Below are 14,784 nucleotides of genomic sequence, written 5' to 3'. Positions count from 1 at the left end.
AGAGCGCTTGCCCGCCACGCGGGCGCCTTCGACACCCTGAGACCAAACGGAAGTCGTTCCTGCGTGACGAGCCTACCGTCCAGTACAGTGTGGTGAGATCCACTGTCCCTTTGACACCCAAATCGGACTTCGGATAGACAAGGTTCGCGGATCGGCTATGATCGTTCCCGTTGGAAGCCTGAGCAATCAGCTCCGATATATAAGCGCTTCACGCGCAGCGCCTTGCCGCAACGGCAGGGGTGCACCAATAAGGATTCGTCGTCATTGGCTGGTTTCTCGGCACAGAGCTGAGAGACCAGAATGGCTGATGGGCTTTTGGTGCGCATGCAGCGGAGACGACCGCTGTTTAGGGTTCGCAGTACGGGCAAGTTCAGAACGCTGACCGTCACTGCCAAGCCTTCCTCCATCAACGACCATACAGCCCAACGTGATTTGCGCGCGCCTCAGGTGCCCGCAAACCGCTCCGAAAGGAGCCGTTTGGAAATCGGAGATGGAAGTGAGCTACTTGAGCGATGTGCGCAACTGGTCCGGACGCTGCATGAACTGTGGGCACCCGCACGGTGAGACCATTGTTGGCCTTGTCCACAGCTATGGCGCCTGCAAGACGGTGCTTGGAGTCTACTGCACGGGTTGCGGGATCGAGGCAGCCAAAGCCTATCTGGAAGAACGCGGAATCAGCACCTACGTTGCCGGGAGCTACGAGGCATTCTGCAAATGTGGTTGCTGCAAGAACTCGCAAATCGGGTCCGGGTGCAACTGGACAACCTACGACATCGCCATCCTGTGCTGGAACGGATTCGACGACTTTGACGAGCAAGTCGTGCTCGAGACCACGCACATTTGCCGCGATTGTCGCGAAACGGGCGGGCGCAAAGCGATTGCCTTTCGCTTCAGCCAGATCATGCAGACGCTCGACGAGGACCAAAAGGCCCTCGACTTGGTCCTTTAATTCGTTCCATGGTTTGAAGGGGAAGCCAGACCCGCCGATAGCGGGCCTTCCCGTTGACGACTTCTCATAGGAACATCAAAGTGATTTTTGACCAAGGCCCCCTGCAGTCCTTGAAGGCCGTGCCTCGCTGGACTCCCTTGTATCTTTGGCCGGGCATGATCCAACGCGAGCAGGTAACTCTGCTGCTTGGAGAGCCAGGATGCGGCAAATCTACCTTGCTGGCGAAAATTGTTTCTCTGGTCACAAGTAAAGAGCGCGAGCGCGCTCAATGGCCGGATGGCGGCGATTGCGCGATGTTCCGCTCCATAGCTTGCGACCACCGTCGAGTGGGCATCAACGCGTTTGCTGATAAGTTGCGCGTGGCAAAAGCCGACCCGGATATCTGCATGCTGTGGAGCCCGAAGAACTGCAAGCCGTTCGATCTGCGAAACGATATCGCTTCACTCGAGAGCCAGATGCGAACTTTCAACCAGGCACCCGGTTTGCTGGTCATCGATTCACTGCCTTCGCCCCAGAAGCTCGGCGGGCGCCATAAGGTGGAGCAGATCGGAGAGGCTCTGGGCGATTTGGCGCGTCGTTGGCAGTGTGCAATCGTCGTAGTCGCCGACTTACCCAGCGGCAAGGGCCTCAAGGACATTGCCCAGCGCGCTAACCGCTCTCCCTTCAGTGAGTGGTCTGCAACCAATCTGGCCGTCGCACGCGTGGACGCGCCGTCGCCGCGTACGACCCACGTAGTGGTGCGAACGAAGAACTTGGGTGACGACGACATCAAGGCGTTTGGCTTCGACATTCTGCGTACCGCGACGGCCTCTAATGGTGTGCTGATAGAGGAGTTCGTTGCAGAATTCGAAGATTCGCAAAGCGGACTTGAGCCGCTGGAGTGGCTTATCGGAGGGGACAGCTACAGCGGAGCATCTGTGCAGAGCAAGCGTGAACAGGCTCGCTTGTGGTTGCGTGCAGCACTTGAAAATGGGCCGAAACTGAGCAAAGACGTGCGATTGGAGGCAGAAAAGGCGGGGCACAACCTCGAGACCTTGAGACGTGCTGAACGCGATCTCAAGGTGATCAGCTGTCGGGCGCCGGGCGCAAAGACGATCTACACCATGAGATTGCCAGGACCGGATCTGCGCGCAGTGGTCGCCGCAGCCGAGGAACTCGAATCTGCGGTCGTGCCGGGCCAGGGTGCCTTGCATCCCTGGTTCGAGCGTGCACCTGTAGAGGGAGTGCCTCGAAAAGCATGGCCGTTCGTTGGTCCGCACTTCTCGAACTCGTTGAGAGCAGAACCGGAAGGCGCTTCCGTGTGTAGCTCGCAAACAGTCGATCACCACGATCTACGACCTGCAGAATTACGGCGCGCAGAGGTGCTGCAAGCGCGACCTTTGGAGGTCGGGCAGGTCGGGCAGGTCGGGCAGGTCGGGCAGGTCGGGCAGGTCGGGCAGGTCGGGCAGGTCGGGCAGGTCGATAAAGTTCCCGGCGTGAGAACCGACCTTTCCAGAAATGATGAAGAGCCTCATTTCAGCCTTCGCTCTGAGTCTCAGGCCGCAGTCGACATCGAGCGCTCGGACTCATGCGCCAACGATTCAATGGAATCGCGTGGCGATTCCATGAGTGACCTGTTTGGGAATTTGACCCTGGGAACTTTGCTTCGGAACCGGTACCCTTCACTGATGAAAGGGACGACTGCCGATGATGACCTGTCGGGTGTGTGACGCTCCAGCACGTAAGGTGCGCGCTGTTCACGCGTTCGGACATCCTCACCACCAGCGAGGCGATGGACGAGGATGCCCCCGGCGTGCATCCGGGGCACGACAACATTGCGCGCGAGATACGCTTTGACCGCGGCGATGTGGACGCAGGTTTCGCTGCGGCACATCTCGTTCACGAGTCGACCTACACCACCCATTTACAGTACCCCGGTTACATGGAACCGATGGCAACCGTGGCCGCGTTCGATCCGGACGGACGGCTCGTGCTGTGGACTTCCACGCAAGCCGTCAACCTGGTGCGCGAGCAGGTGGCGGCGACGCTGGGTCTGTCGGTTTCGCGAGTGCGGGTGGTGCAGGCCACCACGGGTGGCGCTTTCGGCGGCAAGATCGTTGAAGACGATAACCAACTGGTGGCGGGCCTGTTGGCATTGCGCACCGGTAGCCCCGTGCGGCTGGTGAACAATCGGTTTGAGGACTTCCAAGCCTGCTGCGCGAGCGTGCCTGAGCACATCACCCTCAAGATGGGCATGAACCGCGACGGCGTGATCGTTGCCAAGCAGGTTCACATCATTGCCGAGTGTGGCGCCTACGCGGGCCCTTGCCGGCGACGCGCGGAACTGATGGCGGGCGCAGGCTCAGGCCTTTGACTACCTATCGCTTCAGATCGAAAATCCGCAACCCGAGGACGATTGGTAAGCCGCTTAAGGATTCGCCACTATTGTGCGTGCTCCGACTCAGCGCGGTCTATACACACGCGTCAACCAACAAAGTAGTCTGCGTTGAGACGCGCCCTGGATCGCTCAAGCGTAAGTGGGCAGTTAAGGAGCTCGCAGGCGCGCGAAGTCGGGGCGCTTCGTGGCATCGTATCGCTGTGTCTCGAGATCGAACAGAAGCGCCCCGGTGCCCAAAAGCTCGGGTGGGGGTAGAAGCATCGGTCATACCGTTTCCCGGCGAGCGGGGGGAGGAAGGTTGAGTGCCACGCCAAGCCTTGTGCAGGCGCGTCGCACCAGTTCGCCAATATCGCCGCAGGTGCGTGCCACGCCGTAGACCAGATGATCCGGCCGCACGAGCGCGGCCTCGCATCCATGGCGTTCGAACCAGGCCGCCAGAATACCGTCGGCTTCGGCCAGCTTCACCACGCCGGGCGCCGTCGTCGCGGCATCGAGGCACAGCAGCTGCGCGCCGAGGTTCGCCACCGATGTTTCCAAGGTCCGGAGCGCCGCCGGATCGGGCGCATGGCGCAACACCAGCAGGAAGCCGGGCGGCAACAGGTCGTCCATCATCTGCGGCGCAACGCCGGGTTCGATGCATCCCATCGCCTGGGGGAAGGGCGTGCCCGCGGGCAACTCGTCGCGTTCGATCAACCCGTGACGCACGCCGGGCAACAGGCTCTGGCGCAGTTGCATCCGCACCTGCCCGCCTTGCTGCTCGCGCAGGCGAAGGTCGCGCTCGGCGGCGCGCACCGGGTCGCGCTCGCAGATGATCTGGCCCAGCCGCTTGACGGTTGCCGTCACGTCTTCCACCTGCGGTCCGCGCTCGTCGCCGTAGCTGTCCAGCAGGCTCTCGGGGGCGCGTTCCTCGAGCACCCATTGAAGCTTCCAGGCGAGGTTGACGGCATCGCGCAAGCCCTGGCACATGCCCTGGGCGAGGAAGGGGGGCATCTGGTGCGCGCTGTCGCCCGCCAGCAGCACACGGCCGTTGCGCCATCGCTCGAGCACCACCGCATGAAAGCGGTAGGCCGCCGCGCGCCAGATGCGTGCGTCAGCGGGCGTGAGCCAGGGGGCGAGCAGCTGCCAGATGGCCTCGTGCGGCATCTCGCGCTGCTCGGCCTCGTCGGCAAGCAGCAGGAACTCCCAGCGCCGGTGGGTGCCCGGACCCACGACGTAGGTGCAAGGCCGTGACGGGTGGCAGTACTGGACGTTGGTGGCGGGCAGCCGGTCGAGCTTGTCTTCGTCGACATGCATGTCGACCACGATCCAGGGCTCGTCGAAGTCGAGGCTCTTGAGCGTCAGGCCCATCTGCTTGCGCGTGGGGCTGGTGCCGCCGTCGCAGCCGACGACATAGCGCGCGCTCAGTTGCGCCTGCGTGCCGTCGGACCTGCGAACGCCGAGCTGCGCGTGGGTTTGCGACTGGCTCAGCTGCAGCACCTCGTGCCCGAGATGGATCGACACGCCGGGGAGCTTGCCGACCGCCTGGCGCAGCGAGGCTTCCAGCGCCGGCTGGTTGAAGGTGTACGACGGCGCCCACGCGAGCGGGTAGGGCGACGGCCCCATGTCGAAGTGCTGGATGGGTTCGCCGTCGCTGCCCTGGTAGACCGTCGGGCGGTAGGGCGTCATGTGCGGCGCCAGCGTGCCGGCGATGCCGATCTCCTGAAACACGCGCAGTGCTTCGTGGTCGAGCGCGAAGGCGCGCGGCAGCGGGTAGATCTGCTGCGACTTGTCGAAGACCGCGACGCGCAAGCCGCGTTGGCCGAGCAGCGCGGCGAGCGTTGCGCCGACGGGGCCGAAGCCGATGATCGCCACGTCGACGGGTTCCGGATTCTGGTGGAGCATGGCTTTGTTTGAATGCATGAATCAGATATTGTGCATAAAACATGATTTCACGCACAAAGGGTTATTACTGATGACGCTATGCCGCGTGGTCGAAAAGAATGCACAAAACACGATTTGTGCATCTAGACATCAATCAGCCAGGAGACACCATGACGACGATGAAAGCTGCCCGACTGCACCAGGTCGGCGCCCCGATGGAGGTCGAGCAACTTCCGATTCCCCAGCCCGCCGCCAACGATGTGCAGGTGCGGGTGCGTGCATGCGGCATCGTGCCCAACCTCGGCAACATCCTGGCCAACTGGACGACCTGGTTTCCGGAGCTGCCGCTGCCGCCGCTGCCCGCGGTCTTCGGGCTCGACCCAGCCGGCGAGGTAACGGCGGTCGGCTCCCACGTGCACACGTGGAAGCCGGGCGATCGCGTCTACGTGAACCCGAGCCTCTACTGCGGCGGCTGTCGCGCCTGCCGCAACGGCGACCTGATCAACTGCACGCACTACGCGTTCAGCGGCTACTTCGGCTTTTCGCAGAACTCGCTCAAGCTCTACAAGAACTATCCGTTCGGCGGCCTGTGCGAATACATGATCGCCCCGCAGTACGCGCTGGTGAAGCTGCCGGACAACGTGAGCTTCAACCAGGCGGCACGCTTCGGCTACCTCGGCACCATGTACTCCGCGATGCGCAAGGCGCAGGTCGGCCCCGGCAGGAGCGTGCTGATCAACGGCATCAGCGGCACGCTCGGCATCGGCGGCGCGCTCTTCGGCCTGGCCATGGGCGCCACGCGCATCCTGGGCACCGGACGCAACCGCGAGTTGCTCGAGCGCGTGAAGGCGCTGGCCCCCGATCGCATCGAGGTCTTCTCCAGCGCGGACGGCGAGGCCATCGACGCGTGGGCCAAGGCACGCACCGACGGGCTGGGCGTGGACACCTTCATCGACGCGCTGGGCCCCGGCGCGCCGCACGAGACTTTCCAGCAGGGTGTGCGCGCACTGAAGCGCGGCGGCCGCGCCTACAACATTGGCGCCATCGCCGGCATGGTGGGCATGGACCTGCACACCATGATGGACGAGCAGCAGAGCATCGAGGGCTCGGCCTGGTTCACGGCTGGCGAGGGGCAAGACATGGCCGACATGGCCGAGGCCGGCACGCTGGACCTCTCGGTCTTCGAGCACGTGTGCTATCCGTTGGACCGCATCAACGAAGCAATCTCGGGCATCGCGAGCCGCAACGGTGGCTTCAGCAACTTCGTCATCAATCCCTGAAAGCGCGCCATGAAGATCAGACGGGTAGTGGCCGGCACGGGTGCCGGCGGCAAGGCGAAATTCATCTCGGATGGGCCGGCGCCGCGCAGCGTCGAATTCACGACCGTGCCCGGCTTTGCCGCGGTGCTGCTCTGGGCCACCGATGCGTCCGACAGCGTGGGCACCGGCTCCGTGGGCGACCGCACGGGCGAGGCGGGTTTCGTGCCTGCCGCTGGCGGAACCCGGCTCATGATGGTCACGTTCCCGCCCGATGCGGTGATGATGCGCGCCGACTTCGATGCGGCCGCCTTCGGCGCCGAGTTCGGCCGCCTGGTTCCCGGACTGGCCGAGACCTTCGAGCCCGACCACCCCGGCATGCACACCACCGACAGCATCGACTACGACATCGTGCTCGAAGGCGAGATCACGCTCGAACTGGACGACGGCGCACAGGTGCTGCTGCGCCAGCACGAGGTGGCCGTGCAGCACGGCAACCGGCATGCATGGCGCAACCTCGGCGACAAGCCCGCGACCATGCTGTTCGTGCTCGTGGGCACCAGGCGCCAGGGCTGAGCCGGGCCTGAACCCATGTCGCAGATGCCTTCGTCAGCTCCGGCCTGCCGGCCCGAACGCGGCCTTGCCCAGCAACGCGATGTCCTCGAGGAGGTCGGCGAGCGCTGCGTGCACGAAGTCGAGCGTGGCTTCGTCCGCGAGCCGGCCATCGCGAAGCCGTGCGTTGACGTTCGCGATCGCGACATGCTGCCGGACCACGGGCCGCGCCAGCGTGGCGGCCAGGGCATCGCGGATCTGCGCCTGTGCCCGCACACCGCCCGCACTGCCGGGCGAGGCCGTGATGATGAGCGCGGGCTTGCCCTTGAGCGGCGAGGCGAATCCGGGCCGCGACGCCCAGTCGATCGCGTTCTTCAGCACGCCGGGCATCCCGTAGTTGTATTCCGGCGAGCACAGGACCAGGCCATCGGCCTGCGCAATGGCGCTCTTCAGCCGGACGACGGCCGCGGGCGGCGCATCGCCGTCCAGGTCGGCGTTGTAGAGCGGAACGTCGTCGAGCGCGAAGAGCTCGATGGTTGCCGACGCCGGCAGCAGCGGCTGCAGGCTGCGAAGCACCGCGGTGCAGTGGGAGTCGCGCCGGATGCTTCCGGAGATGCCGAGCAGGCGGATGCCGGTCGTCGGGATGTCGTGTGCCATGGTGATGTTCTTGATCAAAAAAATCTGGAGTTTATGCATAAAATGATTTCCATGCACAAAAAAGAAATCTCCCCCGCCTACGAGCCGCCGCTGGTCGAACAGGCCTTCACCCGCTTGCGGCAAGATGTTCTAGCCGGCACGTTCGAAGCCGGCGCCAAGCTCAAGCTCGACGAACTCCAGTCCGCCTACGGCTATTCGAGCAGCCCGCTGCGCGAGGCGCTCAGCCGGCTGGCGCAGGAAGGGCTGATTCGCGCCGACGAGCGCCGCGGCTTCCGCGTGGCGCCGATCTCCGAAGACGACCTGGCCGACATCACGCGCATGCGCGTCATGCTCGACGTGCCTGCGCTGCGGGAAGCCATTGCCCATGGCGATGATGCCTGGGAGGCGGACATCCTTGCTGCGTACCACCGCCTGGAGAAGGTCGAGTCCCGCCTGGGCGACGGACCTGTCATTCTCGACAACGACTGGTCGCAGCTGCACCGTGCCTTTCACCTCGCGCTGGTGGCTGCATGCCCTTCCTTGCGTCAGCGCGTATGGGGCGCGAGCCTGTTCGACCAGGCCGAGCGGTACCGGCGCTTTTCCGCTCGTCACAGGAAGACCGCGCGCCGCAAGTCGAACGAGCACAAGAAGATCATGGACGCCACCTTGCGCCGCGACGCCGATACGGCCTGCGTCCTGCTCGAAGAGCACATCCTGAGCACGCAACGCAACGTGCTGGCCGCACTCAAGGCCGCCCAGGCCGCGCAATCGTAGGGCCACCGGCCCCTTCACAGGAGACAGCATGCTCAAGGTCGCCCGACCCACGCCTTCGCATTTCGGAATCTTCGTCACGGACCTGGACCGGATGGTGGCCTTCTACACCGAGACCTTCGACCTCACGATCACCGATCGCGGCGAAGGCCGCACCTTCAAGAACCAGCTGGTGTTCACCAGCGCCAGCCCCGATCAGCATCACCAGCTGGTGCTGGCCTCGGGCCGGCCGGCCGAGGCGAAGTTCAGCACCGTGATGCAGATCTCCTTCGTGGTGCCGAGCATCCAGTACCTGCGCGATATTTCCGCGCGCGCCGAGGCCCGGGGCGCCACCAGCATCCGTGGCCTCAATCACGGCAATGCGCTCTCGGTCTACATGCTCGACCCGGAGGGCAACACGGTGGAGATCTACGTCGACACGCCGTTCTACGTGGCGCAGCCGCACGGCGATCCGCTCGATCTTTCGAAGGACGACGAGACGCTCATGCGCGAGACCGAGGAGGCGTGCCGCAAGGACCCCACCTTCATGCCGCTTGCGCAATGGCAGGCGCAGTTCGAGTCGCGTTCGCCCGCTGCGCCTGCCGCCTGACGCATTCCGTCTTTTCCGCACACCCTTTTCAACCGGAGTTCCCATGAAGCTTTTGTCATTTGTCTATCAAGGCCGCGAAACCTGGGGCGCCGTCGTCGGTGACGGCGTCGTCGACCTCGGAAAGGCGCGGCCCCAGCATGCAGGCCTGGTCGACTACATCGCCTCCGACGAGTACCTGCAGGCGGCGCAGCACGTCGAAGGCCTGCCGGTGGCGGCGAAGCTGGCCGACATCACCTTCCTGCCGGTGATCCCGCGCTCCGAGAAGATCGTGTGCGCCGTGCGCAACTACATGGACCATCACCAGGAGGTGCTGGCCGCCGGCATGCATCGCGAACTGTCGGAGCAGCCGCCGATCTTCCTGCGCGTGTGGCGTTCGCAGTGCGCGCACAACCAGCCGATCGTGCGGCCGCACGTGTCGGAATCGCTGGACTGGGAAGGCGAGCTCGCCGTCATCATCGGCAAGGGCGGGCGCAACATTGCGGAGGCCGACGCCTTCGCCCATGTGGCGGGCTACTCTTGCTACAACGACGGCAGCATTCGCGAGTGGCAGTTCCACGCCAAGCAGATCGCCTCGGGCAAGAACTTCGAGTCGACCGGCGGCTTCGGTCCCTGGATGGTGACGGCCGACGAGATCGCGCCCGGCCGCGAGCTCAAGCTCGAGACCCGGCTCAACGGCGAAGTCGTGCAGAGCAGCCACACGGGCCACATGATCTTCAGCATTCCGAAGCTCATCAGCTATGCCTCGACGATCTTCACGCTCACACCCGGCGACGTGATCGCCACCGGCACGCCCGCAGGCGTGGGCTGGAGCAAGAAGCCGCCGCGCTTCATGAAGCCGGGCGACGTGTGCGAGGTCGAGATCGAAGGCATCGGCGTGCTGCGCAACCCGATCGTGCAGCAGGACTGAAGCCCTTCGCCCGGGCCTCGGCACGATAAGCCGCAGCCTTCCTACAAGAACCATCGGAGACAAATTCATGCGGCGCAGACGATTGCTCGTCGCCGCAGGCCTTGCCATGGCCTGCGCGGCACCCCTTGACGGCATGGCCCAGGGCTATCCGGACAAGCCGATCAAGGTCTACCAGGGCTTTGCGGCCGGCGGCAACGCCGACACCATCGCGCGCGTGGTCGGCGCGGAGATGACCAAGGGGCTGGCGCAGCCCTTCGTGGTCGAGGCGCAGGCCGGGGCAGGGGGCACCATCGCCGCGGCAACGGTGGCGCGTGCCAAGCCCGACGGGTACACGCTGCTGCTGGCCACGGGCGGCCATGCCGTGGCCGGCGCCCTCTACAACAAGCTCGGCTACCAGACGGTGTCGGACTTCCAGATGGTCTCGACGATCACCTACTTTCCGTTCCTGCTGGTGGTGCGGGCCGATTCGCCGTACCGCGGGCTTGCCGAAGTGCTGGCCGCGGCACGTGCCGACGCGCGCAGCGTGTCGTACGGATCGGCGGGCATCGGCTCCACGCACCACCTTGCCGGCGAGCTGCTGGTAAAGACCGCCAAGGCCGAGATGCTGCACATCCCCTATCGCGGAGATGCGGCCGCGGTCACGGCGCTGCTCGGCGGCGAGGTGCCGATGATCATCGCGCCGCCCACGGCCGTCATGGCCAACATCAAGGCAGGGAAGCTGCGGGCGCTGGCCACCACCGGTGCGCAACGATGGAGCCAGATGCCGGAGCTGCCGACCGTGGCCGAGCAAGGCGTGCCCGGCTACGACGTGCGCTCCTGGGCCGGCTTCATGGCGCCAGCCGGCACGCCGCGCCCGATCGTCGATCGCCTGCAGGCCGAGACGCTCAAGGCCCTGCAGGCGCCGGGCGTGCGTGCGCGGCTGGAAGAGATGGGCGGCGAAGCGCGCGGCAGCACACCGGAAGAAATGACCACGATGGTGGCCGCCGAGCTGAAGCGGTGGGCCGCCGTCGTGAACGACGCACACATTCCCAAGCAATGAGGTCAATTCCATGTCACTGATCGAGATCCGCAAGCGCAGTCTTTCCATCGAAACGATCTACCACGAGGGCGGTCCGCCGGCCGCGACGCCGCTCAGGCTGGCGGCTGCCTGCGCGGTCATCCACAACCCCTACGCGGGACGGTACGAGCCGGACCTGATGCCCTTCATGGCCGAGCTGCGCTCGCTCGGCACGTTGCTTGCCACTGAGTTGGTCGAGGTGCTCGGGCAGGACAAGATCGAGGTCTACAGCAAGGCCGCGATCGTCGGCGTGAACGGAGAGCTGGAGCACGGCGCGGTCTGGCACGAGGCCGGGGGATGGGCCATGCGCAGCATCCTGGGCGAGCCGAAGGCGATCGTCCCCTCGGCCAAGGCGGTGGCCGCCACCGGCTACCGGCTCATGGTGCCGCTGCACTACATCCATGCCGCGTACGTGCGCAGCCACTACAACTCGATGGAGGTGGGCATCCAGGACGCGCCGCGCCCGAACGAGATCCTGTTCGCGCTGGTGATGGGCACGGGAGGGCGGGTGCATGCACGCCTGGGCGGGCTCACCAAGGAGCAGGTGGCCGTGCACGACGGGCAGCGGTGATGCACACCATGAAGGCGATCCAGCTCGAGGCCCCCGGCGGCCCGGAGGTTCTGCAACTGGTGGAGCTTCCTCTGCCGCAGCCGCAGGCGGGCGAAGTGCGCGTCAAGGCGATGGCGATCGGCGCCGGCGGCCCCGACGTGCTGATCCGCAACGGCACCTACAAGTGGATGCCGCCCATGCCGGCGATTCCCGGCAACGAGATGGCCGGCGTGGTCGATGCGGTCGGATCCGGCGTCACGGCCCTACGGGTCGGCCAGCGCGTGTTCGTGAGCGCGCGGGAACTGAAGCAGCGCGGCGGCTGCTACGCCGAAGCCATCTGCGTGCCCGAGGCCGCGCCATTCGTTCTCCCCGATGCGATCCGCTTCGAGGATGCCGTCAGTCTTGGAAACTTCCAGCTCGCACTGGCCATGCTGTCGAGCAATGGCAACTCGCCTGCGACCTCCATCCTGATTCCCGGCGCGGCGGGTGGCGTGGCCACGGCACTGGTGCAGGTGGCGCGCGATCGCGGCCTGCATGTGATCGGGACGGCCTCGACGCCGGAAAAGAAAGACTTCGCACTGGCCAATGGCGCGCACGAAGTCGTCGAGAGCGATCCTCAGGGACTGACCGAGAAGGTCATGCAGCTTACCGGCGGGCGCGGCGTCGATCTGGCCTTCGACCATCTCGGAGGCGCGCACTTCATCGCCTGCCTGCGCGCCCTGGCGCCGTTCGGAATGGCGGTTTCCTACAACATCGTCACCGGCCCGCCGGCGGGTGATGTGTTCGAGGAGCTTCGCAAGTTGCTGGGCAAGAGCCTGGCGGTACGCACTTTTTCGATCCACGCCATCGATGCCGATGCCGCTCAACGGCGCGGGCTGATGGAGTCGGCCATTGCCCTCATGGCCGCGGGCCGCGTGCGTGCGCCGAAGGCGGCGCTCTTTGCGCTCGCGGACGCGCGCCGCGTGCACGAGTTGCTCGACAGCGGAGACACGCTCGGAAAGATCGTGCTGTTGCCTCGCAACGCGTGAGATCTCTTCGTTGAGATGCCGAGCGGCAGCGAGGCACGTTCTCGCCTTGTCGTGAAGCTTGCCGGTCGAAAAGCGAGACGCATTCACCTCGATAGCGAAAATTAGCGACGCCGCGGTTTCAGCCGTGCTTCAGCTTGGATCGGGGCACGTGTCCGTTTAGCAGGTCGCGGACAAAGATTGGTCCGCTATTTGCGGCGTTGCAATTCCCAATCTGAGCTTCTCCATTGCCACATGTGCAACGGCGCTGTTCTATTGGCGATTTTCGCAATCGGTTTTTCAATCCTCACTTTTCTCGATTGGGCGCCTGTCGCGATCGATTCGCTGACGCGCTACGTTGCCGCAATGTTCGGTAGATGTAATGCTCGTCCATTGTTGAGCGAGACGTCTTTCATGAAAATCCTGCTGATCGAAGATGTAGCCGAGCTGGCTGCGTCCATCAGCGAGGCGGCTGTTCAGAAGCGCTTCCTCCCCAACTGCGTGCCGAACCTGCTTCAAGCCCCGGGAAGCCGTGCATACCGGTAGTTGCGGGTTAGCGCTGCTTGATCGAACGCTGCCGGCCGGCGATGGATTGATACTGAGTTCCGCAAGTGCGAGCGACTCATTCCACCATCCTTGTCATTGTGCTCAGCGCACGCGTTAGCGTGCGGCTTCCGAGCCCAAGACGCTGCGCCGCTGTCGCTTTTCTTGAATAGATGGAAATGATGCACTTACCCCCCCCGACCGAGACTGCCCGTGCGGCGCATGCTGGCCAATCTGAAGAGGTCTGCGCGCGATCCGATGCGAACCGGAGCAGCCCTGGTGTAGATCGTCGGCCGATGTGGCTGTCGCGCTGGGTCAGCGCGATACCGCCAGGCGAACGCATGAACGTGACGACACATGCAGCTGGTCTCGCAATCTTCCTCGTGCTCGGGTGTTGGCTCATTGTCCGGAGTAGCGCTCTTGACTCTGCTGCCCCGACGCTTTCTGTGATCGCGTTCATCGGCACGGTGTTGGTGACGTATGCGGCTTCGGTGGCCTATCACTGCAGTACGAGCGAGGCTCGCAAGGCTACGCTTCGGATCCTCGATCACTGTGCGATTTATCTGTTGATCGCGGGAACATACACGCCGTTCGCAGTGGCATTGGGTGGCGGCTGGGGTATTTTTCTGCTTGTGATCATATGGCCGGCGGCACTGCTCGAAATGATCCTGAAGCTCCTTCGGCCCCCGGGTGGCCGTTGGATGTCCGCGGCAATTTGTCAGGCCCTGCTCGCAAGATTGACGGGCATAAAGGTGTGCCGTAGGCGCCGCTCGCAATCCCAGGTAACCTCTCGAGCATGTTGAATAGCGGATCCGCGCACTGCGGTGAGGGTCACCCCAAAGATGAAAACCAATATTGCGGTCGTTACGGGTGCGAGTCGTGGGCTCGGTCGAGGCATTGCGCGGGCGCTTGGCGGCCGAGGCTTCAAGGTCTACATTACTGGGCGCTCACTTGAGCCACTCGAAGATGCCGCTGAGGAGGTGAATTCCGTCGGTGGTGAAGGCATACCCGTGATGTGCGATCACGCCGACGACGCGCAAGTGAAGATGCTCTTCGAGCGCATCAAGATGGAGGCAGGGTGCCTGGACATCCTCGTCAACAATGCCGCCGCGGTCGATGCTCGGTCGCTCGCCAAGCCGGGGCCCTTCTGGGAGAAGCCGCTCGCTCTCGCTGACATGATTGATATTGGGCTTCGCTCAAATTACGTGGCCGCCTACCACGCGGTGCCGCTGATGGTCGCGACTGGTGGCAGCCTGATCGCCAACATCTCCTTTTATGGTGCCGTGTCTTACCATTGCGGGCCAGCGTATGGGGCTGCAAAGGCCGGTACCGACAAGATGACGTTCGACATGGCGGTGGATCTTCGTCCGTACAACGTGACTGCGGTATCCATCTGGCCCGGGCTGATCCTCACCGACGTGCTGAAGTCCATCCCGCGCGAACACCTCCCTCCCCAAGTTGCGGCTGATCTGTCCAACTTCGAAATGCCTGAGTTCACGGGGTCGGTCATCGAACGGCTGTGGCGTGATCCGTCGAAGCTTGATAGGTCGGGAGAGACGCTGATCTCGGCTGAGTTGGGTATGGCGTATGGCATCAAGGACCTGGACGGCAAGCAGCCTCGGCTCTATACGGAGACCCTAGGACGACCGACGGGTCGATTTATGCTGCCAGTCACGGATTGAGAGCCGCTCCGGGGGAGCGGCAGGCTCGCTTGACGGCGCCAAGTCCGTGCG

15 protein-coding genes and 1 pseudogene are annotated in these 14,784 nt (G+C 64.3%); 14 read left to right on the top strand and 2 right to left on the bottom strand.

The genetic code is table 11. From position 1 onward, the window contains the following. Positions 1-490: 490 nt before the first annotated feature. The 3 genes and pseudogenes from ACEN9N_RS19100 to ACEN9N_RS19090 form a co-directional block, all read left to right on the top strand. On the top strand, positions 491-949 hold the full coding sequence (locus ACEN9N_RS19100) for a hypothetical protein (RefSeq protein WP_495654268.1): 459 nt from the start codon (positions 491-493) through the stop codon (positions 947-949). Positions 950-1,029: 80 nt separating this feature from the next. Further along, a complete protein-coding gene (locus ACEN9N_RS19095; protein WP_495654267.1) occupies positions 1,030-2,658 on the top strand; it encodes an AAA family ATPase in 1,629 nt (542 codons plus the stop codon). A 41-nt stretch (positions 2,659-2,699) separates the two neighbouring features. Further along, positions 2,700-3,251: pseudogene (locus ACEN9N_RS19090) on the top strand (xanthine dehydrogenase family protein molybdopterin-binding subunit); the annotation flags it as partial. Between the two features lie 339 nt (positions 3,252-3,590). On the opposite strand, the gene ACEN9N_RS19085 reads toward ACEN9N_RS19090, so the two are convergent. Further along, on the bottom strand, positions 3,591-5,207 hold the full coding sequence (locus ACEN9N_RS19085) for a bifunctional 3-(3-hydroxy-phenyl)propionate/3-hydroxycinnamic acid hydroxylase (RefSeq protein WP_413335837.1): 1,617 nt from the start codon (positions 5,205-5,207) through the stop codon (positions 3,591-3,593). A 149-nt stretch (positions 5,208-5,356) separates the two neighbouring features. Between ACEN9N_RS19085 and ACEN9N_RS19080 the strand changes: the two genes are divergently transcribed. Both ACEN9N_RS19080 and ACEN9N_RS19075 read left to right on the top strand, forming a co-directional pair. Continuing rightward, on the top strand, positions 5,357-6,466 hold the full coding sequence (locus ACEN9N_RS19080; RefSeq protein ID WP_495654266.1) for an alcohol dehydrogenase catalytic domain-containing protein: 1,110 nt from the start codon (positions 5,357-5,359) through the stop codon (positions 6,464-6,466). 9 nt (positions 6,467-6,475) lie between these two features. Then, complete coding sequence (locus tag ACEN9N_RS19075) at positions 6,476-7,018, top strand: cupin domain-containing protein (protein ID WP_413335840.1); 543 nt, start codon at positions 6,476-6,478, stop codon at positions 7,016-7,018. A gap of 33 nt (positions 7,019-7,051) precedes the next feature. On the opposite strand, the gene ACEN9N_RS19070 is transcribed toward ACEN9N_RS19075, so the two are convergent. Further along, positions 7,052-7,651, bottom strand: a complete 600-nt coding sequence (locus ACEN9N_RS19070) for an NADPH-dependent FMN reductase (RefSeq protein ID WP_413335841.1) — start codon at positions 7,649-7,651, stop codon at positions 7,052-7,054. A gap of 33 nt (positions 7,652-7,684) precedes the next feature. Between ACEN9N_RS19070 and ACEN9N_RS19065 the strand changes: the two genes are divergently transcribed. The 9 genes from ACEN9N_RS19065 to ACEN9N_RS19025 all read left to right on the top strand — a co-directional run bounded on the left by ACEN9N_RS19065 (position 7,685) and on the right by ACEN9N_RS19025 (position 14,733). Beyond that, positions 7,685-8,404, top strand: a complete 720-nt coding sequence (locus tag ACEN9N_RS19065) for an FCD domain-containing protein (protein WP_495654265.1) — start codon at positions 7,685-7,687, stop codon at positions 8,402-8,404. Positions 8,405-8,432: 28 nt separating this feature from the next. Next, positions 8,433-8,990, top strand: coding sequence for a VOC family protein (locus tag ACEN9N_RS19060; RefSeq protein ID WP_413335844.1), 558 nt, complete (start codon positions 8,433-8,435; stop codon positions 8,988-8,990). Between the two features lie 43 nt (positions 8,991-9,033). Continuing rightward, positions 9,034-9,897, top strand: coding sequence for a fumarylacetoacetate hydrolase family protein (locus tag ACEN9N_RS19055; RefSeq protein ID WP_495654264.1), 864 nt, complete (start codon positions 9,034-9,036; stop codon positions 9,895-9,897). Positions 9,898-9,964: 67 nt separating this feature from the next. Continuing rightward, positions 9,965-10,936, top strand: coding sequence for a tripartite tricarboxylate transporter substrate binding protein (locus ACEN9N_RS19050; RefSeq protein WP_413335847.1), 972 nt, complete (start codon positions 9,965-9,967; stop codon positions 10,934-10,936). Between the two features lie 10 nt (positions 10,937-10,946). Beyond that, positions 10,947-11,525 carry an amino acid synthesis family protein gene (locus ACEN9N_RS19045; protein ID WP_093050634.1) on the top strand — a complete coding sequence of 193 codons (579 nt, stop codon included), beginning with the start codon at positions 10,947-10,949 and terminating at the stop codon, positions 11,523-11,525. Further along, on the top strand, positions 11,525-12,532 hold the full coding sequence (locus ACEN9N_RS19040; protein ID WP_413335849.1) for a zinc-dependent alcohol dehydrogenase family protein: 1,008 nt from the start codon (positions 11,525-11,527) through the stop codon (positions 12,530-12,532). Before ACEN9N_RS19045 ends, ACEN9N_RS19040 begins: the two co-directional genes overlap by 1 nt. 231 nt (positions 12,533-12,763) lie before the next feature. After that, positions 12,764-13,054: a hypothetical protein gene (locus tag ACEN9N_RS19035; protein WP_495654263.1), complete on the top strand. Its 291-nt coding sequence runs from the start codon at positions 12,764-12,766 to the stop codon at positions 13,052-13,054. Between the two features lie 170 nt (positions 13,055-13,224). After that, positions 13,225-13,854: a PAQR family membrane homeostasis protein TrhA gene (gene trhA, locus ACEN9N_RS19030; RefSeq protein WP_495654262.1), complete on the top strand. Its 630-nt coding sequence runs from the start codon at positions 13,225-13,227 to the stop codon at positions 13,852-13,854. A 39-nt stretch (positions 13,855-13,893) separates the two neighbouring features. After that, positions 13,894-14,733, top strand: coding sequence for an SDR family NAD(P)-dependent oxidoreductase (locus tag ACEN9N_RS19025; RefSeq protein WP_413335854.1), 840 nt, complete (start codon positions 13,894-13,896; stop codon positions 14,731-14,733). The last annotated feature ends 51 nt before the right edge of the window (positions 14,734-14,784 follow it).

The organism is Variovorax sp. Varisp46, assembly GCF_059491885.1.
This window is presented reverse-complemented; position numbering and strand designations above follow the sequence as displayed.